Raw genomic sequence first — 24311 nt, 5'->3', positions numbered from 1 at the left:
TCGTCACTCCTTTTCCTCCGCCTTGCGCAGACTCACAGCGATGTCGATAAAGAGCCTGCCGTCGAGGTGGTCGCACTCGTGCTGAATACAGCGCGCCAAAAGCCCATCCGCCGTCAGAGACCGCTGCCGGCTGCGCCGATCCGTATACTCCACCGTCACCCGCTCCGCACGCTCCACATCACCATAGACCTGCGGCACCGAGAGACAGCCCTCCGAGTCCACTACCGTGCCCTCACGCATCGTGATAACGGGATTCACAAGCTCCAATAGCCCGTGCTCGTCCTGCACGTCGATCACCACGATGCGGAGGGATTTCCCCACCTGCGGCGCGGCAAGCCCCACGCCATCGGCGGAGTACATCGTCTCCGCCATATCGTCAAGCAGCTGCCGATGCCGCTTTGTAAGCCGCTCAATCGGTTCTGCCACCTGTTTTAGGACGGGATCGCCCGCCTTTTTGATTTCCAGTATTGCCATAGATTTTCCTCGTTTATAAGTGCAGATGATAAATCCGCACAGCATTGTCATAGAACACCGCATTCCAATGCTCCTCGGGAATGAGCAGCTTCGTGAACGCAATGTAATCGTCAAAATTCGCAAGCGGCCAGTCCGTCCCGAACATGAGACGGTCATAGGCATTGAGATAAGCGAGCCATCCGCGCAGCTGCTCGACGTAGAACTTCTTGCGCGTACAGAATAGCTCAAAATCCTGAATTTTACCCGCAAGCATCCCCGAGAGATCGGCACTCACATTCGGATTTTTCTCCATCACGGCGACCGCGTCCGTGAAATACGGTTCGCCAAAATGACACATGACAAAATGCACATCACGGAACTTCGTCGCCGCTTCATCCATCACATTTGGATGGGCGTACTTGAGCAGTGCCTTCTCCGTCGCCGTCAGCCCCGTATGCACAGCGACGGGCTTCTTGTACTGTGTGGCAAGCTCGTAGACGGGCGCAAGCATATCATCATAGATATAGAAATAATGATAGCCCGGATAGAGCTTGATGCCGACGCATTGCTCGCTTTTTAGGTGCTGTTCGAGTGCGGGCAAAAGTTTTTCGATGCGCCCCTCCGCGATCTCTGTCACGCCGTCGCCCCCGATACCCACACAGTAATGAAAGATATCGGGATAGTTCGGACTCGTCTCCTCCACAGGCAGATTGCCCATCACAATCCCGTGGACAATGTTCGACGCACGAAAGTCGCGGCGCAGAGCCTCCTCCGTATTCTCGTGCCCCGCTGCCCGCGCCACCGTATCAAAATACTCCCCTCTGCCAAAGTGCAGGTGGGCATCAATGATCTTCATGTATATTCGCTTTCTAAAAACAATTAACTATCCGTTTAGTTTACCATATTCGTCAATAGTTTTTCGTGATAAATGAGACAATGTTTCACAGCAAATCCATCATCCGATGGGTCTGCGGGATGATGCGGACGTCGGACAGATGGCGGAGGGCGATGCATTGGAGCTCGAGGAGTCGTGCGGGTGTAGGTGCAGTACAGCCGCCGTAGGGCGTAACGGGTTGGAGAATGAGGAGTGTCGCGGGTGCGATGTCGGCAACGAGGTGCGCCGCACGCTCCACATCCTCTGCGCGCGTCTCTGCCGCGACGACAACCTTGACATAGACATCCACTGCGCGTGCAACTTCAAGAAAGCGTGCGTGCGCATCCCAGACAGGCGCAGACAGGACATCGGGCAGTTTCAGATCCATGCTGATGTGTGAAATACAGTCGATGCACTCTGCAAGAGCTCTGTCGAGCGTTCCATTTGTTTCCAGGAAAACGGGCAGTTCGATATGTGCGGCAAGCTCCTTGATAAAGGAAACATGAAGCAGCGGCTCCCCGCCCGTAATGCTGAGCGAGTGATGCGGGACATCCCCTGTAAGACGCGTGACAATCTCCGCTACCTGCTCCACCGAAAGAGGATTTTCGTATGGGACGAGCTCATGCGTACCCACCCGCTCCTCGACCATGCAGTGCGCATGACCTCCGATCTCGTTCTCCGTGTCACAGTAGGTACAGTCGAGGTTGCAGCCCTCAAGCCGCACGAAAATCTGACGGCAGCCGACGTATTTCCCCTCCCCCTGTATGGAGGAAAAGATTTCGATGATGTTCTCGCGCATATCAGTCCTTCGTATAAGTGACAGAGGACTTCGGCGACTCCCAGACGGTCAGCGCGGTCAGCTCCGCAGGGGATGCCACAACCGCCTCACATGCCGCAAGCCGCTCGAAGATGATGCGTGCCAGATTTTCTGCCGTTGGATTCACCCCATCGTGAAACGGAGGAAGATCGTTCAGATAGTAGTGATCGAACTCGTCCAATATTTCGGCAAGTGCCTTTTTCGCAATCTTGAAGTCGATCAGCATTCCGAGTTCATCGAGCTGCGTTCCCTGAAACGTTGCCTCAACCACCCAGTTGTGCCCATGCAGGCGGTCGCATTTGCCTGGATAGTTCACGACACGGTGCGCGGCCTCGAATGCGCCCTCGACGCATAATGTATACATAATTGTTCTCCTTTTATTGAAAAGAGACTGCTGCACTCATGCAGCAGCCCCTTTGTTATTTCACGTCGCTCATGACCTCATCCATGCTCATGGCGCGCGTATGCTTCGTATGGCTCCACTCGTGCTCGTTGCGGTGGATGAATCCGAGGAAGATGATCGGAATCCACGAATAGATGAACACCGGGTAGAGCAGCAGATAAAACCATGCCTTCAGCTTCGCACGCACCTTGATGAGGATAATCATGGGCAGGACGTACTGCCCGATCATAATCGCGGTCATGAGCTGCGACGGCAGGAACTTATAGATGCTCGTATAGAACGGCGGGAATGCCAGCTGCACATAGCTGATGATGATGAAGAACGTCGACATCATCAGGAAATGTGGCTGCAGCAGATAGATGCAGCCGTCCCAGATGCGGATGTCGCGACGCTTCCAGCCCTCGCGGATCATCGTCGGGATGAAACGGTGCGCCACGTCAAACTGCCCCTGTGCCCAGCGGCGGCGCTGATTCCACGCCTGCTTGAACGTCAGCGGCTTTTCATCATAGACGATGGCATCATGTGCCCATGTCGTCTTGATGCCCTCCGCGAGCAGCTTCATCGTGAACTCCATGTCCTCCGTGAGACAGGTCGCACGCCAACCGTGCCGTTTCAACACATCTGTCGTAATGCACATGCCCGTGCCGCCAAGACACGCCGAGAGCCCGATGTTCGTCTTGGCGAGATGGGAGATGTGGTCAATGACCCAGAACGCAATTGCAAACGTCCCCGCAACCCAGGTGTCGTAAGGGTTCTTCGCATCGAGAAACCCCTGAATGACCTTGTCGCCCTTGAGCAGGCGATTATTCATCTCCTTGAGAAAATTCGGATGAACGAGGTTGTCTGCGTCGAAGATCGCAATCGCATCATATTCCTTGTCCATCTCGAAGAGACGTTCAAACATCCATTCGAGGGCAAAGCCTTTACTTTTTTTCGTCGCATGTGTACGCACACACACGATTGCACCGTGCTTGCCCGCAATCTCTGCCGTTTCATCCGTACAGTTGTCTGCGATGACATAGATGTCATACAGCTCCTTAGGATAGTCGAGACGGTTCAGATTCTCGATCAGCTGACCGATGACCGCCGCTTCATTGTGTGCGGCAACCACAACGGCAAACGTCTTTTCGGGGGTCAGGATCTTCTGCTCCCTCCGCCGCCAGAGACAGCAGAAGCCGATACAAAAGAAATAGAGGGTAAAAAGTAGAAGAATAATCTGCATCGGCACCATAATGATGTCGAAGATATGTGCCGGAAGATAGTGCGAAACAAATTGAACGAACTCAGTCATGTGGGTTCAGCCTTCCTTTGCACGCGCCATAACGGCAATCGCATGATTAACAATCCCAAAGAGTGCATAGGTCGCAAAGATGCCGGCAAAGACAGAGGGCAGGATCGCTGCGCTGCCGAAATAGAGGATTGCAACGAATATGAGAAGCGCAAAAATTTTGGAGACCATATAGATTTTCTCTCCGCCCCCCTTGAAATCAGGATAGTGCACATGACTGACCATCAGATATGCAGTCACAGCAACGGCGATCGGGTAGACCAGTCCGAACGAGGTCGGATCGACCTTGAGCTCGAGAAAGAGCCACGTCGACATGGCGACGAGATTGCCGCCCGCCGGAATCGCAAGCCCCATAAAGTAGCCGTGCACAACACTCGCATTCACGTTAAAACGCGTCAGCCGCCACATGCCGCAGACAGCGAAAAAGATCGTTACGGCGATGCCGAGAAAACCATAGTTATGCAGGGCAAGCGTCCATGCAAGGATCGCGGGCGCAACGCCAAACGAGCCGAGGTCACAGAGCGAGTCCATTTCCTTTCCGAATTCGCTGGACACGCCGAACGCGCGTGCAATACGCCCGTCCAGACCATCTGCGATGAGCGCGCAAAAGATGAAAATTGCGCCCCAGTCAAGATGTCCCTCAACCGTCGAAAGAATCGAGCACATACCAAAGACAAGATTCATTGCCGTACACAGATTCGGCAGAAACCGTCTGTAATTCATTCGCTTTCGAGCCTCCCCAGAACGGTCTTGCCGCCCTGCACCTTTTCGCCCTTTTGCACCAAGATCGCTGCGCGCTCGGGCATGACGATCTCAAGGCACGAGCCGAAACGGATCATGCCGTAGATATCCCCCTGTCTAAGCTTGTCGTCGAGCGTCACCCACGAAACGATGCGGCGCGCAAGAATGCCCGCAATCTGCTTCACCGTGATGCGCAGATCGCCGCGGTCAATGCCGATCAGGTGGTGCTCGTTCTCAAAGCCGACCTCGTCCTTATACGCAGGCTGAAAACGTCCGCAGTAGTATCGCTGCAGCTTGATCTCGCCATTGATGGGGCTGCGGTTGACATGGACATTGAACACCGACATAAAGATGACGATCTTATTGCACTTCTCCCCCACGAAGTCGTCCATCCCGACGGATGAGATCTCCGTGACCGTTCCATCCGCAGGTGAGAGAATGTGGTTCATATCCTGCACAATCTCACGCGCAGGACTGCGGAAGAAATATGCGAAGTAGCACGCGAGCACGACAAATGGAATCGCCGCGTACGGATGTGCAAAAAATCCGAGAATAACAGCCAAAATAAGCGCCGCGCCGATAAACTTATAGCCCTCGCTTACAATGACCATGCGCATCCGCCTCCTTATAAAAATTCTGAGCCAGATTGTACTCCTAAGCAAACCCTAGTGAAGCAAACGGGAAAAGTACACGTTCTGCCCCCTGCGGATTTTATTCGTTCAAGCGAAGCGCGTTTGGAATCCGCAGGTATTTAGGCAGATAAGTGTACGACCGTTTGCGTAACGAGGTGTTTGCGAGGAGTACATAGGCGTGTTACACTTGCATCAATTATAATGGAAAGCCTATTCTTTGTCCACAGATACGGCTTTTATTTTCGCGAGGCGTGTACCTTCAGCACGAATTTCGGCAGAGCAAGCAATCGCCCCGCACGCTTCGGCTGAAGCATCCCGCGAAAGAGCCATTCGAGCTTCGCCTTCTGCATCCAGCGCGGCGCGCGCTTCATCACGCCCGCCATCACGTCGAGCGTCCCGCCGACACCGATGGCAACGGGCACGCCAAGCTCCGCCAGATGTGAGGCAATCCACTTCTCCTGCTTCGGCACGCCAAGTGCCACAAGCAGGAGGTCAGGCTTCGCCGCCTTGATCTCCTCGATGATTGCCGCATTGTCCTCCGGCTTGAAATAGCCATCGCGCACACCAACAATCTCGATGCCGGGGTACAGCTTCTCTGCCTTTGCCTTTGCCTTCTCCGCAACGCCGGGCGCAGAGCCGAAGAAGTAGACGCGCCGCCTCTCTGAGGGTGCCGCACGCAGCAGTTCCTGCGCGAGATCATAGCCCGCCACACGCTCGGGCATCCGATGCCCGAGGTGGCGCGCCGCCCAGACCGTCCCCGCCCCGTCCGCCACGACGAGTGCCGCAGCATTGAGGATGTCGCACAGTTCGGGGTCATGCGTCGCACGCATAATCATCTCCGCGTTCGCCGTGGCAATCATCACACCCGCACGCTCGTCCATATAGGAACGCACGGCGGCAACCGCCTCCGTCATCGTGACCGCATCGACATGCACGCCCAGTATATTGACACGCTCGCTCAAGGGCATTCCCCTCCCACATCGTGAAAAGAGAGCGTCTCTCTCCGGACGCCCTCTATTTTTACTCGTTACTGCGCGGCATTATCCGCCTTTTTCTTCGGCACAGCCGTACGGATATAGAGCTCACGCAGCTGCTTCTCGTCGACCGGCGACGGTGCTTCGCACATGACATCCGACGCACTCTGCGTCTTCGGGAACGGAATGACATCGCGGATACTGCGGCGTTTCGCCATAATCATGACGAGGCGATCCAGACCGAACGCAAGTCCGCCATGCGGCGGCGTGCCGTACTCGAATGCATTCATCATAAAGCCGAAACGCTCACGCGCCTCCTCCGGTGCAAAGCCGAGCGTCTCAAAGACCTGCTCCTGCAGATCGCTGCGATAGATACGCAGGCTGCCGCCGCCGATCTCGACCCCGTTCAGCACCATGTCATAGGCATTCGCCTTGACACGCCCGGGATCGGTCGTGAGCAGCGGAATGTCCTCGTCGCGCGGTGCGGTGAACGGATGGTGCATCGCCTTGTAGCGCTTCTCCTCCACACTGTACTCAAACATCGGGAAGTCCACGACCCAGAGGAAGGACAGTTCATCGGGATTCATCAGATTGCGGCGGCGGCCCATCTCAAGGCGCAGTTCGCCGAGTGCCTGTGCCACGACGGCGGGCTGGTCGGCGACAACGAGCAGGAGGTCACCCGTCTTTGCCCCAACAGCGTTCTTGATCGTCTCGAACGTCTCATCCGAATAGAACTTCTTGAAGGGCGACTTTACACCCTCCTCTGTGTACTGAATCCACGCAAGCCCCTTCGCACCGTAGTTCTGCACATACAGCACGAGCTCATCGAGCTCACGGCGCGGGATGTTCGCATAGCCCTCGACATTGATGACCTTGACGCGTCCACCCGCCTCCATGACGGCGTTGAAGACCTTGAACTCCGATCCGCCGACGTAGTCCGTGATGTCCTGCAGCTCCATGCCAAAGCGCAGATCGGGCTTGTCTGAGCCGAAACGCTCCATCGCCTCGTCCCAGCCCATGCGGCGGAACGGTGTTTCAACCTTGATGCCCATGCTCTTCTCGAAGAGCTCCTTTACCATCTCCTCCATCAGCGTGAGGATGGAGTCCTGATCCATAAAGGACATCTCAATATCGAGCTGCGTGAACTCGGGCTGACGGTCGGCACGCAGATCCTCATCGCGGAAACAGCGTACAATCTGGAAATACTTCTCGAAGCCCGAAACCATGAGGAGCTGCTTGAAGATCTGCGGCGACTGCGGCAATGCGTAGAACTCGCCCGCATTGAGGCGGCTCGGCACGAGGAAGTCACGTGCGCCCTCGGGCGTGCTCTTGCAGAGCATCGGGGTCTCGATCTCAAGGAAGCCGTTCCGATCGAAGAAATCGCGCATGATTTTCGTCACGCGGTGGCGCAGCATGATATTCGCCTGCATCTCGGGACGGCGCAGGTCGAGATAGCGATAGCGCAGACGGATCATCTCATCCACGTCAATGCCGTCCTGAATGTAGAACGGCGGTGTCTTCGCCTTGTTCAGAATCCGCAGCTCATTGACAACGACCTCAATCTCACCCGTCTCCATGTTCGGGTTCACCGTCTCCGCGCTGCGAGCGCGCACCGCACCGCGCACACAGATGACGAACTCCGAGCGCAGCGTCTCCGCCTCGTGGAACGTCCCCGCTGCCATCGCTGCCTCGTCAAAGACGATCTGCACAAATCCCGAGCGGTCGCGCATATCGACAAAGATCAGCCCGCCATGGTCACGGCGGCGCGACACCCAGCCGCACAGCGTTACCTCTCCGCCGACCTGCTCCTTGCGGAGCGTGCCGCAGTCATGTGTCCGTTTAAGTCCCTGCATCGTTTCCATCTCAGCCCTTCACCTCAGAAATCAATCGTTTTACCATATCTTCAAGAGTATATGTCTCCTGCGTACTCTCAGCCATGTTTCGCACGACTGCCTCATGCCTTGCAAGCTCGTCCTCGCCGAGAATGACGGCATAGCCCGCACCGGACTTGTTCGCCTGCTTCATCTGCGCCTTCATGCTGCGCCCCGCATAGTCCATCAGTGCACGCACACCGCCCTGCCGCAGTTCGTGCAGTAACGGAAACGCAGCCGCTGCCGCAGCCTCCCCGAGTGCGATGAGAAACACATCCGCCGCAGGGGGACGCTCGGGCAGAAGATTCTGCTGTTCGAGCGCGAGCAGAACGCGCTCAAGCCCTGCCGCAAATCCGACCGCAGGTGTCGGATTCCCGCCGAGCTCCTCGACAAGACCGTCATAGCGTCCACCGCCCGCAACGGCACTCTGTGCACCGAGGGGCGGATAGGCGATCTCGAACGCCGTCCGCGTGTAATAGTCGAGCCCGCGCACGAGACGCGAATCGAGTTCATAGGATACGCCGGCCGCCCGCAGATGATTCTGCACCGCCTCAAAATGTGAGGAACATTCCTCGCAGAGGCAGTCCGTAATCGCAGGTGCTTCCGTCATAAACGGCTGCTCCGCATCCGCCTTGCAGTCGAGAATCCGCATGGGTCTCACGGTATAACGACTTTGGCAGTCATCGCAGAGCGACGCCAGATGCTCCTTGAAATACGCCTGCAGACGCTCCCGATAGACGGGACGGCAGGTCGGACAGCCGACCGAATTCAGCTTCAGCGTCAACCCCGTAAGACCCAGTGCCGTGAGAAAATCGTACGCGAGGAGAATCGCCTCGGCATCCACAGCAGGGCTCTCCCCACCGATTGCCTCCACACCGAACTGGTGAAACTCGCGCATACGACCCGCCTGCGGGCGGTCATAGCGGAACATCGAGCCGATGTAGAAGAGCTTTTGCAGCCCTCCATCCGCATAGAGCTTGTTCTGCAGGTAGGCACGCACGGCGGATGCCGTATTCTCCGGGCGCAGCGTCAGACTGCGCTCCCCACGGTCGGTAAAGGTATACATCTCCTTGTCCACGACATCCGTGCCGTCGCCGATGCCGCGCTGGAAGAGCTCCGTGTGCTCGAAGACAGGCGTGCGGATCTCATAATAGCCATAGCGGGCACAGAGCTCGCGGATGACATTCTCCACATATGTCCACGCCCCCACCGCATCGGGCAGTATATCCTTTGTCCCCCGTGGCGCATTCGTCAGCATCAGGGTGTTTCCTCCTCGTATTCCGCGTGCAGAAGCGCACGGCGTTTTTCAATGTAGATATCAATATCGCGCAAATAGGTCACAAGATCTTTTGCGTTGAATACAGAGCGCATGCGGCCGGTGCGAATACCGAGCACCTTCGTCGTGGCGGCACCGCCGATGCCAATGATCGTCTGGTGCTCCTCCATAATCTGAATGTTGTAGATACTCTCGGCACCTGCGCGGGCATAGCCGACGTTCTCGAGATCGCCGCTCATATAGCCCTGCCGATAGAGATAGTACGGACGATAGCCCGCCTCCTCCACCGCGCATACAGCAGCTTCACTCATGCGCCTGGTCTCCGCATCGGACGGCAGTTCGACGTGCTCCGTCTCCATTTTCAGCCGAAGATTCGAGCCGCGCTTCAAAGCAAGTGCATGGAGCGTGATATCGTCAGGCGCAAGTGCCGTCACCGCCGCCATCGTCCGCGCCACATCCTCTGCTGTTTCTCCCGGCAGCCCGAGGATCACATCCATATTGATGTGCACGTTCATTGCCGCGCGAATCTCATGCACCATACGCACGATGTCCTCGGGGCTGTGGTGACGACCGATGCGTTCCAGCGTCGCCACCTGCATCGACTGCGGATTGACGCTCACGCGCGTTACCGCGTGCTCTTTCATCGCAGCAATCTTCTCCGCACTCATGCTGTCGGGACGCCCTGCCTCTACCGTGAACTCCGCGATATGCGATCCATAAAACGCATTATATACCATTTTGAGCATTTCGGCAAAAAAATCATTTGGAAGACTGGTCGGCGTTCCTCCGCCGATGTAAATGCTCTGCACCGTAAGCCCTAAAGTACGCACATCCTCCGCCGCCGCATTGAGGTCGCGCGCGAGCACATCCATAAAGGCGCGCAGCTTCTTCTCCGAGGGAAGCAAATTCGACGGAAACGAGCAGTACAGGCAGCGCGAAAGACAGAACGGAATGCCGACGTAAATGCTCACAGTCCGCGCATCCCCCTGCGCGAGAAACGGCAGCTGACGCACGGCAACATCCGTAATAAGACGCGCTTTGTCCGCACTGCAATCGTAGTCCTCGCCGAGACGCGCAACAATTTCCTCGGAGCTCATGCCGCTGCGCAGCCAACGATGCACAATTTTCGTCGGACGCACCCCGTGGAGGATGCCCCACGGCGCAGGCGGCACAGCGAAGCGTATGCGAAAGAATGCGTAGACATTCCGCTTGATGGCACGATGAACAGCGGCACGCGGCACTTCATCCTCCTTGCCATCTGAAACAAAATAAAATTTTTCGCACGCGCCATCATGCGCAAAAAGAAAAACCTCGGTCATGACAGAAGGCGGCTCACAGCCCGACTGCCGGTTCACCACCGATAGCTGGGCGTAATCCGCCTCCCCAGTCCGCCCGACGATCTCCACCTTGAAGAGCGTCAATACCTCGCGGACAATTTTGACTATGACCTCGGCTCTGCTGTTGATCGTAAGCGACCGAACCTTCACGCCTTTTACTGCTTCTCCTGACATTTCCTGCAGACGCCGAAAAATTTCGCCTGATGATTCTCAACCTTGAAGCCCGTCTTCTTAAAGATATCCTCTTCCAGATGATCGAGCATATCCTCCTCGAACTCCGAGATCTCCTTGCACTCCGTACAGATAAGATGGTGGTGAAAGTGCTGGTTCGGATCAATCGGGTTCAACTCGTAGGAGTACGAGCCCTTGTTGCGCTTGTCAAACTCCTTGCCGAATTCGATCTTCTGCAGGATCCCGAGTGACACCAGAATCTCAAGGCTGCGGTAGACCGTCGCAAGCCCGATCTCCGACTCCGTGCCGCGCAGGATGTCGTAGATCTTCTCCGCGCTCAGATGCTCGCTCGGATGATCCAATATTACCTGCAGAACAATCTGACGTTGCGGCGTCATCTTGCGCTGCGTTGCCTGCAGACGTTTTTTCAGATCTTCCATCGTATAGGTCTCTGCCATACTTTTCCCTCCGCATGTTATTATATAATAACTCTCCAATATATAATCACAATCAATGAGAATAGTATAGCACAGTCCACAACTTTTTTCTATAGAGATGAAAAACTAATTGAGAATATCCGTTTATTCCTTCTCCTGTGCAATACGGCGCAGGGTTCCCATCAGCAGTTTTGCCTCCGGCACAATCGTCGCGACCTCGACACGCTCGGCGGGTGTGTGAATGCCCGTCGTCGTCACGCCGATGGACACCATGTCCAGCTCCGGATTCTTCGCTGCATGCCAGCTGGTCTCAAGGCCTGCGTGGATGCTCTCAATCTTCATCCCCGCACCGCCATTCTGCGCGGCATAGACCTCGCCCATGAGCTTCGCGAGGACGCTGTTCTCGCGCTCACGCCATGCGGGCGACTGCGAGCCCACCGTGAGGTTGAAATTCGTACGCTCTGCCATCGTCCGCGCCATCACAATGATTTCGTCCAGACGCTCATTCACCGAGGAGCGCGGGAAGAACTGAACGTGCACATCGTTTTCGTCCATACGGAGGACGCCGAGGTTTGCCGAGGTCTCCACCTTATCCACATGCAGATGCGACATATCATGCACGCCCGTACGCAGGAGCGTGAGCAGGTCGATGAGGTCACGTTCCTCTGCTTCGCCGATGACGCGCCCTGCATTCTCCACCGTAGTAAATGCAAACTTCATTCCGGGATCGGCCGTGCCATAGAGCGCATGGAAACGCTTCTCCTCCGCGACCAGTACATTGACAATCTCACGCTCGTTAATACCTGTCCGAATGACCGCCTCTGCCGTCGGAGGGATGGCGTTGCGTGCCGTACCGCCCGTGAATGTGACAATCTCAATTTTACCATGTGCCTCAAGTGCCTGCAGTGCAAGGGCAAGCGTGCGGATCGCGTTGCCACGCCCGTCGCCGATGCGCTCCCCCGAATGTCCGCCGAGCAGGCCCTCCACCGCGATACGGTAGGCGGGCAGCTCCGACTCCCTGCGCGAGAGCGTACGTGAAAAGTCAAGGTTGACACTGCCCGCACTGCCAACCGTCATGATATGATAATCTTCCGAGTCACAGTTGATCAGAAAACGCGCCTCCGCGAGATGTGCCGCATCCAGACGGCGCGCTCCCGTCATCCCTTGCTCCTCATCGACCGTGATGATGGCGCGCAGTGCGCCGTGCTCCTCCGTGTACTGCATTGCTGCGAGGATTTCTGCAACACCGATGCCGTCGTCACCGCCGAGGCTCGTACCGTCCGCCGTCAGAGACTCCTCCGTGCGCAGCATTTTGATTGGATCGTTCAGAGGATCGTAAGTCACACCCGGATTTGCGACACAGACCATGTCCATGTGCCCCTGCAGGATCGTGCGCGGCGCAGCCTCGCAGCCCTTCGTTGCAGGAAGTTCCGCAATGATGTTCAGGGATTCGTCCTGCGTCACCGTGCAGCCAATCTCCTCAAATCGTTTCTTCAGATAGTCGCTGACGGCTTTCTCATGTCCCGACGGACGCGGAATGTGCGTCAGTGCCTCAAACTCGGTAATGACCGTCTCCAATAATTTTGCATCGTCTATCATATGATTGCCTCCTGAGTCTAACTATCTTCCCTATTGTACCACAGACAAAAAGAAGTCGCCATACAAGATGTATAACGACTTCCATTTTATCCGTATACGATTTACTTCTTCGCCGCTTCGACCGCCTTTGCGACCGCCTCGTTAAACTGGTCGTAGCTGACGGTTGCGCCCGCGATGGCGTCGACCTTCGCGAGATCTTTCTTGCTCTCAAGCTGGCTTGCATAGGAGTTGATCGCCTTGTAGGCATTCTGCGCCTTCTTGCGAACGCCCTCGGGCTTATCCGCGCCGTAGTTCTCGTCCTTCTGCTTGCCGTCCTTGTCAAAGCCCGTGTGGACGACCTTCGTGATCGCACCGCTTTCAATCGTAAGCTCTACGTGCGAATAACCAAGCTGGTCATGCTTGGCACTGTCCGCCGCAAACGTGCCGTCCTTCGCGCCCGTCAGATCGACGGACACCGCCTGTGCAGCGGGTTTTGCCGCATCCTTCGGCGCCTCCTTTTTCTCATCGCCGCAGCCGACGATCATAACGCCGATCGAGAGGAGCACCGCGACTCCCAGAACTGTTTTCTTCATGCTCATGCCGTCCTTTCACGCATACGCCCGTGCTCGATGATGACGCAGCGCTGCGCCTCATCGCCGACCTCGGCGGAGTGGGTAACAGTCAGGATCGTATGCCCCTCATCGTGCAGCTCATGGAAGATCTTCATGACGAGCTTCTGGTTCTGCTCGTCGAGGTTGCCCGTCGGCTCATCTGCAAGGATGAGGACGGGATAGTTGATGAGGGCACGCGCGATACAGACGCGCTGCTGCTCGCCGCCCGAGAGCTGGCTCGGCAGATGACTCGCGCGGTCAGCAAGTCCGACGCGCTCGAGTGCCGCCATCGCCTCGTCACGGTCGGGCATACTGTGGTAATACTGCGCAACCATGATGTTCTCGACCGCCGTGAGATACGGGATCATGTGGAACTGCTGGAAGACGATGCCGATCTTATCGCGGCGGTAGCGCGTCAGCTCCTCCGGCGTCGCATCCGTCAGCACCTCGCCGTCGAGGATGACCTCTCCGCCCGTCGCACTGTCCATGCAGCCAATGATATTCATGAGGGTCGACTTGCCCGAGCCGGAGGGCCCCATGACCGCAAGCCATTCGCCTTTTTCAACCTTGAGATTGACATCGTCCAGAGCAAGCACCTTTTCATTGTATGCCTTGGAAACGTGCCGCAGTTCAAGCAGACTCATTCGTTATACCTCCTCATTCGCCGCGCAGGATGATCGCGGGATCCACATTCGTCGCAATGCGCACGGGCAGGAGCGATGCAAGCCCCGTCACAAAGACGGACATGACGAGTGCAACGACAACAATTGTCGCCGAGAACTCGATGCCGCGCCCGAACACGTTGACGCTGACACTCTGGGCAAAGAGATAGCCAAAGCCCGAGCCGAGCACGCCGCCAAGCGCACCGAGCAGACAACCCTCGCCGAAGAACTCCGCAACAATGTGGCGGTTGTCCGCGCCAAGTGCCTTCTTGAGACCGATCTCGCGGCGACGCTCCGTCACAATTGCCATCATTGTCGTCGAGACGCAGATAAGCGTGAGAACAAGAACGACGATGGTAACAATCAGCACGAGTGCTTGGAGCTTTCCGAGCACCGTCCCCTCGGACTGTGCGATCTGCTTGACCAGCTGCGGCTCAACGCCGGGCACATCCGTGCGGATCTTCTCCTCCGCACGCGTCAGCTCATCCTTCCCCGCGACAACGGAGACCTGTGCGAGGCTCAGCTCGCCGGGGCGCTCCTTCATCTCCTGCAGATTGGGCAGCGAAACGAAGACAAAGTTTTCCTCGTTCCCGCCCGTGCGGACAATGCCGGACACGCGGTAATCGCTCACAATCGTGCCCTCACCGCCCGAGACGGTGATTGTATCGCCGGGGTTCACACGCAGCTTCGCCGCGAACTCCGCGCCGAGCAGGATCTCCTTCTCCCCTGCCGTCGGCCATTCACCGCGAATCTGCCAATACGGGCTGACCTCCTGCAGCACGGCAAAGTCCGTGCCGCCCGCCATCACCGTCTGATGGTTAATGAGAAGCGTATCATAAAGGAACGGTGTGATGCCGACGATCTCATAGCCTGAGAGCGATTTACGCACAGCGGCAATCGAATTCTCCTGAATCATGCCCGTGTCCGTGCCCGGCAGGATGAGAAGGTTCGCCCCGTACGCGCGAAACGCGCGTCCCATCTGCTCGGGGACTTCCTTGTAGACCGTAATCATGCCCGAGATGATCGTCGCCCCGATGGCGACGGCGAGCAGAGCGATTGCCATACGTGCACGCCGACGCAAGAGGGAATTGGCGACCATGATAAAGAACATTTTATATCGATTCATCATTCATCACCTGCCATAGAGAACCTCTGCCGGCTGCAGCGACAGAAGCATACGGATCGCGGGCACACTCCCGATGATCAGCACGAGCGACATGAGCACGGCAATGATCGGAATGACATACGGATTGACCGCAATGCCCGAGCCAAAGACATTCTCGCCGATGAGCTGCGCAAAGCCAAGCCCCACGACATAGCCGAGGATGCCGCCCATAATCCCCGCGATAAAGATCTCCGCAAGCACGGAGAGCACAACCGCAAGATTCGTCGCGCCGAGGGCCTTGAGAAGTCCCAGCTCACGGCTGCGCTCCATGATGTTCGCACTGATGAGATTGCTGACACCGAGGCTCGAGGAGAGCAGCGACAAAACCGTAATCAGCAGCATAAGGAGCTGCGTCTTGCCGAGAATCTTGCCCTCGGACTCTGCGATCTGGCGCACGGGATGCGCCGCCGCATTCTGCATGACCTCCTCGATCTGATAGGCGATCGAGCCGACATATGAGGTGCAGTACCAGATGTCATACTCCGCCTGTGAGAGCGACTTCGGGTTCTCTGCCGCCTTGCGCGCAAGATCATTCTCCGGTGTCGTCATCGCACTAACCTCAACCTGATCGATCTTCCCCGCAGCGTTTGCAAGATTCTGCGCGAGAGCAAGTGAGCCGACAATCTGATTCTCCTCATCGCCGCCGCCCGAAAGGATGCCGGTGACCGTCAGCGTGCCATCCGAGCCGTCCGGCTTCTTGTACGAGAGTGTACTGCCCGCCGACACGCCGAGCTTCTGTGCAAGCTTCGTACCCACGAGTACCTGATCCGTCTGCGTATCGTCCGCCCAGTCACCATCGACGTGCCACCACGACTTCATGAACTTCACACCTGTGGTGTAGACCTCATCCGTCGGCAGCGTGAGCGTGTGCTCAAACCACGTGCCGAAGAGCGGAACGGTCTCACCGTCCGCAAGCGTCATATTCGTCGTCAGTGATGGCGCAAATGCAACGATGTTGTTCGTCCAAAAAATCGTCTTGATATTGCCGAGATCCGATTCTTCGAGGTATTCACGATGTGTACTCTTCGTGGTTTCCACGCCGTAAAGATCCTTGAGCACCATTGAGTTGCGCGGTGTTACGGTGATGTTCGCACCGAATGCCTTCAGCTCCTGATTGACCTTCTCGCCGATGTCGAACATGACATTCAGCATGGCAGTCGCGAGCGAAACGCCAAGGGCGACCGTCAGGGCGATGAGGATGAACCTCCCGCGCTGACGGATGAGCGCCCCTTTTACCATTTGCCAAAACATGGCTTTCCTCCTCTCATGCTGTCAGCGGAAGTGAATGCGCGCCGCTTCAAGCGTATCCCCTGCGATCTGCACCGCACCGTTTGCCACGCGGTACTCCACGGGGATCGGGTTACACCCGCCGGGAAGGCCGATCGTCGCCTTGTTCATGACGACATCGCAGAGGCGGCAGACGATCTGTCCGTCGCGCTCGAAATACCCCGTCGGTCCGCAGATCTCACACGCATCAAGCCCCACGCCGAATGCAGAGCCGCCCTTCTGTACGATGATGACACGCACCTCCGTCCCATCTGAGGCACGGAAGGCATAACGGTGAAGATGTCCGTCCGAAACCTCCTCGAGCGGAATCTGCACAAGGCCGTCCTCCGCCTTGACTGCAACAGCAGGCACAAGAGATTCCTTCTTGTTCGCATACCAACCGCCGACGCTCGATATGAGGATTGTCAAGACGAGCATTGCAAGAAGTCCCGATCCCCAGCGCTTGCGCCGAATCGCGCGAGCGAGCAGCTGGCGGTACTGCGCGGGATTTGCCCAAGCGGGACGCTCGGGACGCGGCTGCAGAAAGAGCGTGACAGGCACGAGAATCGACACAAAGTAAATCGCATAGATGATCTTGTTCTGGTTGTCGATGAACGATGCCATGAAAGAGATGAGGCTCTCTGCACCGAACACCTGCCGCGCCATCAGGACCGTCATGACAAATATAACCTGCTGCACGGCCGTCGCCGCAATCTGCACAGTAAAGACGAAAACAAGACGTCCGTGGTTGAGTGCTGCAGCCGCATGGTACGCCAGATACCCTGAGAGGAAGCCGAGGAAGATCCCGCTGAAAAAGCCGAGCATCTTCACGAAGAAGGTCAGTGTGAAATAATCCCCCATCGCAACCTGAACCGTAGCAACAGGAATCAGCCAAAGCTCCAACCCATGATAGAGGAAGATGCCAAGCGCGAGCGCCCCGGTTCCAAGGCGGAAGACGCGTTCCTCCCCCGCCGTCCATTCGCGGTGCAGGCTGCGCAGGAGGATCGTACATAGAACGAGCGCGCCCACGAGATCGACACCGATTGCCATGCTCTCGAAGATCTCGCGGTTGACTGCGGACTTTGTGCCGACACGCACGGCAGTCATAAAGAGCGAGAGGAAAAAGCCCCATTTCAAAACGCGCACAAACGTATGGCGGATGCTTTGATTCGGCAGGGGCAGAATGATTGCAAGCAGAATACCGAGCGGCACGGCGAGCTTGATGCTCTCTTCGAGCGCCGGTACCAATTGTTGTAGAAACGCCTGTAACATTGTAATAACCCTTTCCTACTAGAAAAGCCGCCGTCCCCGAAGGACGGCAGCCATTCTAATTCCGGCAGGACAGTGTGCGGCACAGGAATCCCGCGCCGTCATTGTCCGGGAGTAGCTGAAATTACCACTTACGCGGAACGTAGTTGAACACCCAGCTCATCTTGACCGGCTCGGTCCAGAGATGACCCGGAACGCCCGTCTCCTTATCGGTGTGGAGCATGTAGTTCTGACGTGCGGGGCTGTCGATCGAGAACTCGCAGTCATAGATGCCCGCGCCGAGCATCTTGACATTCGCGCCGTAGTGCGGGCCGTCGTCTGCGCTCATCGGCATGAATACGCCCTCGAGGCTCTCGCCCGTCTCACGCTTCGTGAACTTGTAGTGCACCGTCAGATAGGGAATCCACTCGCCGACACCAAAGCCGCACTCGTTGCCCTCGGTTGCATGGATATCCGTCTCAATGTGGATATCCGCCTGATCTGCCGGGAGGCTCATGCCGGCAGGCTCCATCGTAACCGGCTGGAAGTACACGAGCGCAACCTTGAAGTGGTTCGTCGTATCCTCAATCTCGTCGCCGATCGGGAACTCCTCGAACGCAGCTTCGCTGACATTCGCATTGATCGCAAACGTAGAGAATGCGACGGCGCCAACGGCAAGCGCCTTCTTGAGCATGCTGAGACCGGATTTCTTCATGGGATAATCCTCCTTACAAAGATGAAACACTGCTCCCTCTTGCGGGGAAAACTCACGCCTCTGCCGCAGCAGAGCGTTTTCTATATGATACCATCGCAACCGCCGCTGCAATCAGCAGAATCTGCGGCACAATGGTTTCATAGGTGGGATAAAGCCCGAGCAAGTCGATGCTCGGCACGGGAACCGCCTCGATGACCGAGGTGGAGATCACATCGGCCTCCTGTAGTTCCTTGAGTCCGCCGCCAAGGAACGTAACGGCGAGAATGAACATGAACGCGCTCGTCACCTTGAAGAACGGACCGATCGGGATGCGCAGCGCACCACGCTGCATGAGGAAGAAGAGCAGGGCAAGCGCAGCACAAGCAGCGACAAAGCCGCCCCAAATCATATCGACATCGCCGATGGCGTTGTTGAAAAGTGCCTGATAGAAGAGGATAACCTCTGCACCCTCACGATAGACGGCAAGGAATACGGCAAAACCGAGCGCACGTGATTTCCCCGTCGAGAGTGTCAGCTTCACCTGCTTGTCAATGTAGGATTTCCACGCCTTCGCGTTGGACTTTCCGCCCATCCATGCAGATGTGCCGAGGAGGACAAGCACGGCGAAGAGTGCCGTACAGCCCTCGATGATCTCACGTCCGGAGCCCGTCGTCGCCGTATTATCAAGAACTTCAACGAAGAGATAAGCTGAGATAAAGCTTGCAATAACGCCTACAATCGCCCAGTTATAGACCGTGGAGAGTTCCTTCTCATGTCCGGCACGCCCAAGGTAGGCGATGATGCCGACGAGCACGAGGATCGCCTCAACGCCCTCACGCAGAAGGATCAGGAACGCCTGCAGGAACATGCCCCAACCGCCCGACTGCACGCCCGCTGTCTCAAGGGTTGTCACTTCTGCCTGAACCATGTCGAGAAGTTTTTTTCCCTCGGCTTCTACCTCAGACTGCGGTGCACCCGAGCGGATCGCCTTTTTCAGTGTGTAGAACTGGTACTCCGTGAGGTTCGCGCTCTTGGAGGAGATCCCGCTGCGCACAGCACTCTCCAGACCGTCCTTTTCATAGATACCGTAGTAGATATCATTGACGGCATCCTTTGCCCCCTCCGCATTGCCTGATTGGTAGATCGTGTAGACATTATTCATCTCAGCGGCAATATGGTCGTGGATCTGCTGCCACGTCTGCGCAGCATTCGTGGATGCTGCAGGCAGGAACAGAACGAGTGCCGCAATAAATGCAAAGAGTTTTCTCATGAGATTGCTTGTTTCCTCCCCTTCTCATACGCGCTATTTAATCTTGCGCGTGGGTTTCATATTGAAATAAACAGGACACTGCATATCGGATTCCATCGCCTGTCCGTTGCGATCCTTTGCAGGTTCAAATTTCCACTGTTTCTCGACAATACGGCGTGCCATGCGGTCATAGAGCATATTGCCCGACGAGATCTGTATCTTCGTCCACATGACCTTTCCATCCGCTCCAATATGTGCTGAAACGGCGATACGCCCCTTGAAGTCAATCACACCGTAGGGCGGCTGCTCCGCATGGAGAATCTTGCCGGGCTGACCGATCTGCTTGCCGGAGTCCGAGGTAAGCACCTTCGGCTCTTCCTTTTCCGGTGTCTCCTCGACTTCCTTCAGAATCTCCGTGATGGCTTCCTCCGGGATCTCTGCCTCAACTACCGCAGGCTCTTCTTCGACCTGTTCCGGTTCAGGCGGCGGCGGTGGCGGCGGAGGAGGTTCCTCTGCCTGTTCCTCCTCGGGAGGCCCCGGATCATCCGCGAGTTCGACCCACTCCATCGGCTCCTCCTGCGAAGGTGCTTCAAGTGCTTTGAACACGTGTGGAATCAGGATCGTTAGAAAGAGCCACGCAATGATGTGAAAGAAGAACGCGAGAACAAAGGCGAGGCGCCAATGTGTCTGATACTGCACTCAGACCCCTCCCGTCTCCGTTGCGATGGACACATGGCGCGTCCCCGCCTCCTTGAGCGCGTCAAAGACGGTGACAACAAACTGATAGTCTGCCTTGCGGTCGCCGCGTACGACAAAGACCGTATCGGGATCATCTTCGAGCTGTGTCTTGACCCGCGCTGTGAGTTCCCGCGTCGGTTCCTCATCGCGGTCGAAGAGAACCTTGCCGTCCTCTGTCACCGTGATGGAGACAATGTGCGGACGCGTATCCTGCTTGGCGCTTGCCGCTTGTGGGAGACTGACCTGCACTGTGCTCGCGTTCACCATATACATCGTACTGAGCATGAAGAAGACGAGCAGGAAGAGCATAATGTCGATCATCGGGATAATCATGACGAGCGGTTCGCGCACATCATGAAAGTTACGACGCATGAGAACGCCCTCCATCATTTGCGGCAAAGCCCGCAAGCATGGTATTCATCGTCTTTTCGAGCAGCGTCAGCATCGTGTCCATGCGCTGTGCATAGTAGGTGTGCACAACAAGCGCAAAGATCGCGACGAGAAGGCCCGTTGCCGTTGCAATCAGAGCCTCGCCGATGCCGCCTGTAATCGCCATCGGCTGACCCGCCTGCAGGTTGAACACGCTGAACGACTGAATCATACCGGAGATCGTACCCAGAAGCCCGAGCAGAGGAGCAAGTGTGACGATCGTCGAGAGATAGTTGAGACGTGCGCGCAGAAGCATTGCCGCCTCACCATAGGCCGCCTCCAGCGTCATGGGGACATCCTCCCCCGCCGCACGCGCATCGACCGCGCTCTGTACGAGGTGGGCGACCATGTTGTCCTTCCCCTTCACGGCGGGTGCTACCTCATCCAGCTTCTTCTTGCGAAGCGCGGCGGCAACATCCGCCTCAAGTGCGCGTGCCCCCTGCGACGCACGTCGATAGAGCAAGAAACGGTCGATGGCAATCGCTGCCACTGTGAGTGAGCACAGGAGCAGCAGGTACATTACCGGTCCGCCTTTTTCAAAGAGTTCAGCACTGGTCAAAAAGAACACCTTCCTTATCAAACGCACGAAAACGCGCGTAATTCCCGATAGACTCGTGGTATATCATTCGATAATGATAACCCTTGCAATGTGTAAATCGATATTAAGTATAGCTCTGAGGAGAGTGATTGTCAATATAGATTTTAACGAAATTGTTATTATCGAACTTCATTCATGTATTTTATTATATGATTCTGCAAGTTTCCGAAAATGCGGCAATGCGCGTTCAATCATCGCCGTGCGTACACAGTATGCTGCGCGGAAGTAGCCAGGGCAGCCGAAGTCCGCGCCCGGTACAAGGAGCAGATCGAACTCCCGCGCGCGTGCGCAGAACGCCGCATCGTCCTCCTCCAATGCCTTCGGGAAGAGATAGAACGTCCCCTGTGGACGCATACATTCAAATCCCGCTGCCGTCAGGCCGTTGTAGAGTAGGCTTGCATTGTGTGCGTATGTGCTCAGATCTGCGGATTTTCCCGCACAGCGTGCAATGACGAGCTGCCAGAGGGAGGGTGCATTGACGTGTGTAAGGACACGCGCTGCGCCCGCCATCGCACCGTAGACGCGTGCAAAATCTGCAACGCTGTCCGGCACAACGATGTAGCCGATGCGCTCGCCCGGCAGGGAGAAGGATTTGCTGTAGGAGTAGCAGACAATTGTGTTCTCGTAGAGCAGAGGAATGCACGGAACGCTCAGACCATCATAGACAATTTCACGATAGGGCTCATCGGCGATGATAAAAATCGGGTGCCCGTACGTCTGCTCCTTTGCATGCAGGAGTTCTGCAAGCTGACGAATGGTCGTCTCACGGTAGACCGCGCCGCTCGGATTATTCGGCGAGTTGATGATAACGGCTTTCGTGTGCGGCGTGATTGCCGTCTCAAGTGCGGCAAAGTCAATCTGAAAATCATCCGTCTTTGCAGGCACAACGACAAGTTTCCCGCCACACGCCTCAACAAAAACACGGTACTCGGGGAAGAACGGTGCAATCGTGACGAACTCATCTCCCGGCTCCGCAAGTGCCTTGAACGCAATCGTCACGGATGCCGCCGCGCCCGCCGTAAGAAAAAGATTTTTTCCCGAGAGTTCCATGCCGAATCGCTTTTTTAGGTCCGCAGCAAGGATCTCGCGGACCTGCGGTTTTCCGGGCGCAATCGTGTAGCCGTGCACCTCCATCGGGTCGCTGTGTGTCAGGATGTCCACCGCCGCGTCCCGAATGAAGTCGGGGGTCGGCACACTCGGATTGCCGAGGCTGAAGTCAAAGACATTCTCCGCGCCGACCTCCGCCGCACGCTTCTGCCCGTATTCAAAGATCGTGCGAATCGTGGATTTCTTTGTACCGAGAGTATACATCTGTTCCGATACCATACCTGTACTCCCTTTCCTAAAAGAAATGATGTCCCTGCCGCCATCTGACGGCAGGGACATACAATATTTTCAATCCCTCACGCATTCCGCAGGAACACGTCATAGCCCTTCTTCATCTCGTAGATGTCAACCTTGCTCGTGACCTCCCACGGTGCGTGCATACTCATCACCGCAACACCGTTGTCGATGACATCCATGCCGTAACGTGCCATGATATAGGCAATCGTGCCGCCGCCGCCGAGGTCGACGCGCCCAAGTTCCGCGAGCTGATAGCTGACGCCATTTTCGTCCATCATGCGGCGCAGCTCGCCGAGGTACTCTGCACTCGCATCGCTCGATCCGGACTTGCCGCGTGCACCCGTGAATTTGTTGAACACCATGCCGCGCCCGAGATATGCGACATTTTTCTTCTCGAACGCATCCGCATAGAGCCCGTCGTACGCGCTCGACACATCCGAGGAGAGCATCTTTGAGCGTGCAAGTGTGCGGCGCAGGGCGATCTCCGTATACTGCCCGCAGGCAGAGAGCACCTCTGCGACCATGTTCTCGAAGAAACGCGACTGCATCCCCGTCGCGCCGACGCTTCCGATCTCCTCCTTATCCACGAGAAGACAGCACGCCGTGCGCTTTACCGCTTCCGTCTCGAGCATAGAGCAAAGTGCAGTATAGGAGCAGACGCGGTCATCCTGCCCGTAGCCGAGCACCATGCTGCGGTCAAAGCCGAGCTCGCGTGCACGTCCCGCCGGAACGAGCGTCAGCTCCGCCGAGTTGAAGTCCTCCTCGGCAATGTCATAATGCTCTTTGAGGAGCGCGAGAATCCCGTCCTTGACGGATTCCTTTTCGTCTTTTTTCAGCGGATATCCGCCGATGAGCACATCCAGCTTCTCCCCCTCGATGACCTTTGATGCCTTTTTCTCAAGCTGTTCCTGCGAGAGATGTACGAGGAGGTCCGTCACGCAGAAGACGGGGTCGTCCGCCTTCTCCCCGATGGTGATCTCGACAACCGTGCCGTCTTTCTTCACGACAACACCGTGAAGTGCAAGCGGGATCGTCACCCACTGATACTTCTTGATGCCGCCGTAGTAGTGCGTGTCAAAATACGCCAGACCATTGTCCTCATACAGAGGGTTCTGCTTCACATCAAGGCGGCAGGTGTCGATATGCGCGCCGAGGATGTTCATGCCGTGCTCCATCGGCTCCGTCCCGATATGAAAGAGTACGATCGCCTTCTTCATATTGACGGCGTAGACCTTGTCCCCCGCCGCAAGTGTCTCCCCATTCGCGATGACATCCGCAAGGTCACGGTAGCCCGCTGCGCGTGCGCGGCGCACTGCCTCCGTCACGCTCTCGCGCTCCGTCTTGCAGTCCGAGAGGAAATCAATATAGCCGTGCGCAAGTACATCGACTGCGGCACGTTCCTCCATTGTGTATTTCGACCAGATCGAGGTCTTCTTATCGTCACTCATAATAGTT

25 protein-coding genes are annotated in these 24311 nt (G+C 56.6%); all 25 read right to left on the bottom strand.

The features are described 5' to 3' along the window. Positions 1–3 precede the first annotated feature (3 nt). Positions 4–474: a peptide deformylase gene (gene def / locus ACO6BQ_RS00795; RefSeq protein WP_489118714.1), complete on the bottom strand. Its 471-nt coding sequence runs from the start codon at positions 472–474 to the stop codon at positions 4–6. Between the two features lie 13 nt (positions 475–487). Further along, positions 488–1309 carry an amidohydrolase family protein gene (locus ACO6BQ_RS00790; protein WP_489118712.1) on the bottom strand — a complete coding sequence of 274 codons (822 nt, stop codon included), beginning with the start codon at positions 1307–1309 and terminating at the stop codon, positions 488–490. Between the two features lie 85 nt (positions 1310–1394). Beyond that, on the bottom strand, positions 1395–2126 hold the full coding sequence (locus ACO6BQ_RS00785) for a 7-carboxy-7-deazaguanine synthase QueE (RefSeq protein ID WP_489118710.1): 732 nt from the start codon (positions 2124–2126) through the stop codon (positions 1395–1397). 1 nt (position 2127) lies between these two features. Then, positions 2128–2508: a 6-carboxytetrahydropterin synthase QueD gene (gene queD / locus ACO6BQ_RS00780; RefSeq protein ID WP_489118708.1), complete on the bottom strand. Its 381-nt coding sequence runs from the start codon at positions 2506–2508 to the stop codon at positions 2128–2130. A 55-nt stretch (positions 2509–2563) separates the two neighbouring features. Further along, entirely contained in the window at positions 2564–3838 is a 1275-nt protein-coding gene (locus ACO6BQ_RS00775; RefSeq protein ID WP_489118705.1) for a glycosyltransferase family 2 protein, read from the bottom strand. Positions 3839–3844: 6 nt separating this feature from the next. Beyond that, the gene (gene pssA, locus ACO6BQ_RS00770; RefSeq protein WP_489118703.1) at positions 3845–4558 is read right to left on the bottom strand and encodes a CDP-diacylglycerol--serine O-phosphatidyltransferase; all 714 of its coding nucleotides are present in this window, start codon (positions 4556–4558) and stop codon (positions 3845–3847) included. Continuing rightward, entirely contained in the window at positions 4555–5187 is a 633-nt protein-coding gene (locus ACO6BQ_RS00765) for a phosphatidylserine decarboxylase family protein (RefSeq protein ID WP_489118701.1), read from the bottom strand. The genes pssA and ACO6BQ_RS00765 overlap by 4 nt, the downstream gene beginning before the upstream one ends. 257 nt (positions 5188–5444) lie before the next feature. After that, positions 5445–6170, bottom strand: coding sequence for a WecB/TagA/CpsF family glycosyltransferase (locus ACO6BQ_RS00760; RefSeq protein ID WP_489118699.1), 726 nt, complete (start codon positions 6168–6170; stop codon positions 5445–5447). 65 nt (positions 6171–6235) lie between these two features. Continuing rightward, complete coding sequence (gene aspS, locus ACO6BQ_RS00755; protein WP_489118697.1) at positions 6236–8044, bottom strand: aspartate--tRNA ligase; 1809 nt, start codon at positions 8042–8044, stop codon at positions 6236–6238. Between the two features lies 1 nt (position 8045). Beyond that, on the bottom strand, positions 8046–9311 hold the full coding sequence (gene hisS, locus ACO6BQ_RS00750; RefSeq protein WP_489118696.1) for a histidine--tRNA ligase: 1266 nt from the start codon (positions 9309–9311) through the stop codon (positions 8046–8048). Beyond that, positions 9311–10816 carry a coproporphyrinogen dehydrogenase HemZ gene (gene hemZ, locus ACO6BQ_RS00745; RefSeq protein ID WP_489118695.1) on the bottom strand — a complete coding sequence of 502 codons (1506 nt, stop codon included), beginning with the start codon at positions 10814–10816 and terminating at the stop codon, positions 9311–9313. The genes hisS and hemZ overlap by 1 nt, the downstream gene beginning before the upstream one ends. 5 nt (positions 10817–10821) lie before the next feature. Beyond that, a complete protein-coding gene (locus ACO6BQ_RS00740) occupies positions 10822–11295 on the bottom strand; it encodes a Fur family transcriptional regulator (RefSeq protein WP_489118693.1) in 474 nt (157 codons plus the stop codon). A 123-nt stretch (positions 11296–11418) separates the two neighbouring features. Then, a complete protein-coding gene (pepD, locus tag ACO6BQ_RS00735) occupies positions 11419–12873 on the bottom strand; it encodes a beta-Ala-His dipeptidase (protein ID WP_489118691.1) in 1455 nt (484 codons plus the stop codon). Positions 12874–12974: 101 nt separating this feature from the next. Continuing rightward, on the bottom strand, positions 12975–13445 hold the full coding sequence (locus ACO6BQ_RS00730; protein ID WP_489118689.1) for an FMN-binding protein: 471 nt from the start codon (positions 13443–13445) through the stop codon (positions 12975–12977). 2 nt (positions 13446–13447) lie between these two features. Further along, on the bottom strand, positions 13448–14107 hold the full coding sequence (locus ACO6BQ_RS00725; protein WP_021685770.1) for an ABC transporter ATP-binding protein: 660 nt from the start codon (positions 14105–14107) through the stop codon (positions 13448–13450). Between the two features lie 13 nt (positions 14108–14120). Beyond that, a complete protein-coding gene (locus ACO6BQ_RS00720; protein ID WP_489118686.1) occupies positions 14121–15254 on the bottom strand; it encodes an ABC transporter permease in 1134 nt (377 codons plus the stop codon). Positions 15255–15257: 3 nt separating this feature from the next. Next, positions 15258–16541 (bottom strand): ABC transporter permease, encoded by a 1284-nt coding sequence (locus ACO6BQ_RS00715; protein WP_009441807.1) that lies wholly within the window; start codon positions 16539–16541, stop codon positions 15258–15260. Positions 16542–16562: 21 nt separating this feature from the next. Beyond that, on the bottom strand, positions 16563–17828 hold the full coding sequence (locus tag ACO6BQ_RS00710; RefSeq protein ID WP_489118684.1) for a Fe-S-containing protein: 1266 nt from the start codon (positions 17826–17828) through the stop codon (positions 16563–16565). Between the two features lie 121 nt (positions 17829–17949). Further along, positions 17950–18519, bottom strand: coding sequence for an iron transporter (locus tag ACO6BQ_RS00705; protein ID WP_489118682.1), 570 nt, complete (start codon positions 18517–18519; stop codon positions 17950–17952). Between the two features lie 52 nt (positions 18520–18571). Then, positions 18572–19768 (bottom strand): FTR1 family iron permease, encoded by a 1197-nt coding sequence (locus tag ACO6BQ_RS00700; protein ID WP_489118680.1) that lies wholly within the window; start codon positions 19766–19768, stop codon positions 18572–18574. Between the two features lie 33 nt (positions 19769–19801). Further along, a complete protein-coding gene (locus tag ACO6BQ_RS00695; RefSeq protein ID WP_489118678.1) occupies positions 19802–20446 on the bottom strand; it encodes a TonB family protein in 645 nt (214 codons plus the stop codon). Then, positions 20447–20857, bottom strand: a complete 411-nt coding sequence (locus tag ACO6BQ_RS00690) for an ExbD/TolR family protein (RefSeq protein WP_006693508.1) — start codon at positions 20855–20857, stop codon at positions 20447–20449. Beyond that, a complete protein-coding gene (locus ACO6BQ_RS00685) occupies positions 20847–21434 on the bottom strand; it encodes a MotA/TolQ/ExbB proton channel family protein (RefSeq protein ID WP_489118799.1) in 588 nt (195 codons plus the stop codon). The genes ACO6BQ_RS00690 and ACO6BQ_RS00685 overlap by 11 nt, the downstream gene beginning before the upstream one ends. A 207-nt stretch (positions 21435–21641) precedes the next feature. Beyond that, positions 21642–22838, bottom strand: coding sequence for a pyridoxal phosphate-dependent aminotransferase (locus tag ACO6BQ_RS00680; RefSeq protein WP_489118675.1), 1197 nt, complete (start codon positions 22836–22838; stop codon positions 21642–21644). A gap of 77 nt (positions 22839–22915) precedes the next feature. Next, complete coding sequence (locus tag ACO6BQ_RS00675) at positions 22916–24304, bottom strand: aminopeptidase (protein ID WP_489118673.1); 1389 nt, start codon at positions 24302–24304, stop codon at positions 22916–22918. Between the last annotated feature and the right edge of the window lie 7 nt (positions 24305–24311).

The sequence above is a fragment of the Centipeda sp. (in: firmicutes) genome (assembly GCF_057271695.1).
This window is presented reverse-complemented; position numbering and strand designations above follow the sequence as displayed.

What these genes read in the sequence shown, in the direction of transcription:
- pssA (WP_489118703.1), bottom strand. Translation starts at nt 4,558, where the DNA reads ATGAATTACAGACGGTTTCTGCCGAATCTGTGTACGGCAATGAATCTT.
- ACO6BQ_RS00790 (WP_489118712.1), bottom strand. Translation starts at nt 1,309, where the DNA reads ATGAAGATCATTGATGCCCACCTGCACTTTGGCAGAGGGGAGTATTTT.
- ACO6BQ_RS00675 (WP_489118673.1), bottom strand. Translation starts at nt 24,304, where the DNA reads ATGAGTGACGATAAGAAGACCTCGATCTGGTCGAAATACACAATGGAG.
- ACO6BQ_RS00705 (WP_489118682.1), bottom strand. Translation starts at nt 18,519, where the DNA reads ATGAAGAAATCCGGTCTCAGCATGCTCAAGAAGGCGCTTGCCGTTGGC.
- ACO6BQ_RS00730 (WP_489118689.1), bottom strand. Translation starts at nt 13,445, where the DNA reads ATGAAGAAAACAGTTCTGGGAGTCGCGGTGCTCCTCTCGATCGGCGTT.
- ACO6BQ_RS00740 (WP_489118693.1), bottom strand. Translation starts at nt 11,295, where the DNA reads ATGGCAGAGACCTATACGATGGAAGATCTGAAAAAACGTCTGCAGGCA.
- aspS (WP_489118697.1), bottom strand. Translation starts at nt 8,044, where the DNA reads ATGGAAACGATGCAGGGACTTAAACGGACACATGACTGCGGCACGCTC.
- ACO6BQ_RS00690 (WP_006693508.1), bottom strand. Translation starts at nt 20,857, where the DNA reads ATGCGTCGTAACTTTCATGATGTGCGCGAACCGCTCGTCATGATTATC.
- ACO6BQ_RS00715 (WP_009441807.1), bottom strand. Translation starts at nt 16,541, where the DNA reads ATGTTTTGGCAAATGGTAAAAGGGGCGCTCATCCGTCAGCGCGGGAGG.
- ACO6BQ_RS00685 (WP_489118799.1), bottom strand. Translation starts at nt 21,434, where the DNA reads ATGTACCTGCTGCTCCTGTGCTCACTCACAGTGGCAGCGATTGCCATC.
- ACO6BQ_RS00710 (WP_489118684.1), bottom strand. Translation starts at nt 17,828, where the DNA reads ATGTTACAGGCGTTTCTACAACAATTGGTACCGGCGCTCGAAGAGAGC.
- ACO6BQ_RS00775 (WP_489118705.1), bottom strand. Translation starts at nt 3,838, where the DNA reads ATGACTGAGTTCGTTCAATTTGTTTCGCACTATCTTCCGGCACATATC.
- pepD (WP_489118691.1), bottom strand. Translation starts at nt 12,873, where the DNA reads ATGATAGACGATGCAAAATTATTGGAGACGGTCATTACCGAGTTTGAG.
- queD (WP_489118708.1), bottom strand. Translation starts at nt 2,508, where the DNA reads ATGTATACATTATGCGTCGAGGGCGCATTCGAGGCCGCGCACCGTGTC.
- def (WP_489118714.1), bottom strand. Translation starts at nt 474, where the DNA reads ATGGCAATACTGGAAATCAAAAAGGCGGGCGATCCCGTCCTAAAACAG.
- hisS (WP_489118696.1), bottom strand. Translation starts at nt 9,311, where the DNA reads ATGCTGACGAATGCGCCACGGGGGACAAAGGATATACTGCCCGATGCG.
- ACO6BQ_RS00785 (WP_489118710.1), bottom strand. Translation starts at nt 2,126, where the DNA reads ATGCGCGAGAACATCATCGAAATCTTTTCCTCCATACAGGGGGAGGGG.
- ACO6BQ_RS00680 (WP_489118675.1), bottom strand. Translation starts at nt 22,838, where the DNA reads ATGGTATCGGAACAGATGTATACTCTCGGTACAAAGAAATCCACGATT.
- ACO6BQ_RS00700 (WP_489118680.1), bottom strand. Translation starts at nt 19,768, where the DNA reads ATGAGAAAACTCTTTGCATTTATTGCGGCACTCGTTCTGTTCCTGCCT.
- ACO6BQ_RS00720 (WP_489118686.1), bottom strand. Translation starts at nt 15,254, where the DNA reads ATGATGAATCGATATAAAATGTTCTTTATCATGGTCGCCAATTCCCTC.
- ACO6BQ_RS00765 (WP_489118701.1), bottom strand. Translation starts at nt 5,187, where the DNA reads ATGGTCATTGTAAGCGAGGGCTATAAGTTTATCGGCGCGGCGCTTATT.
- ACO6BQ_RS00725 (WP_021685770.1), bottom strand. Translation starts at nt 14,107, where the DNA reads ATGAGTCTGCTTGAACTGCGGCACGTTTCCAAGGCATACAATGAAAAG.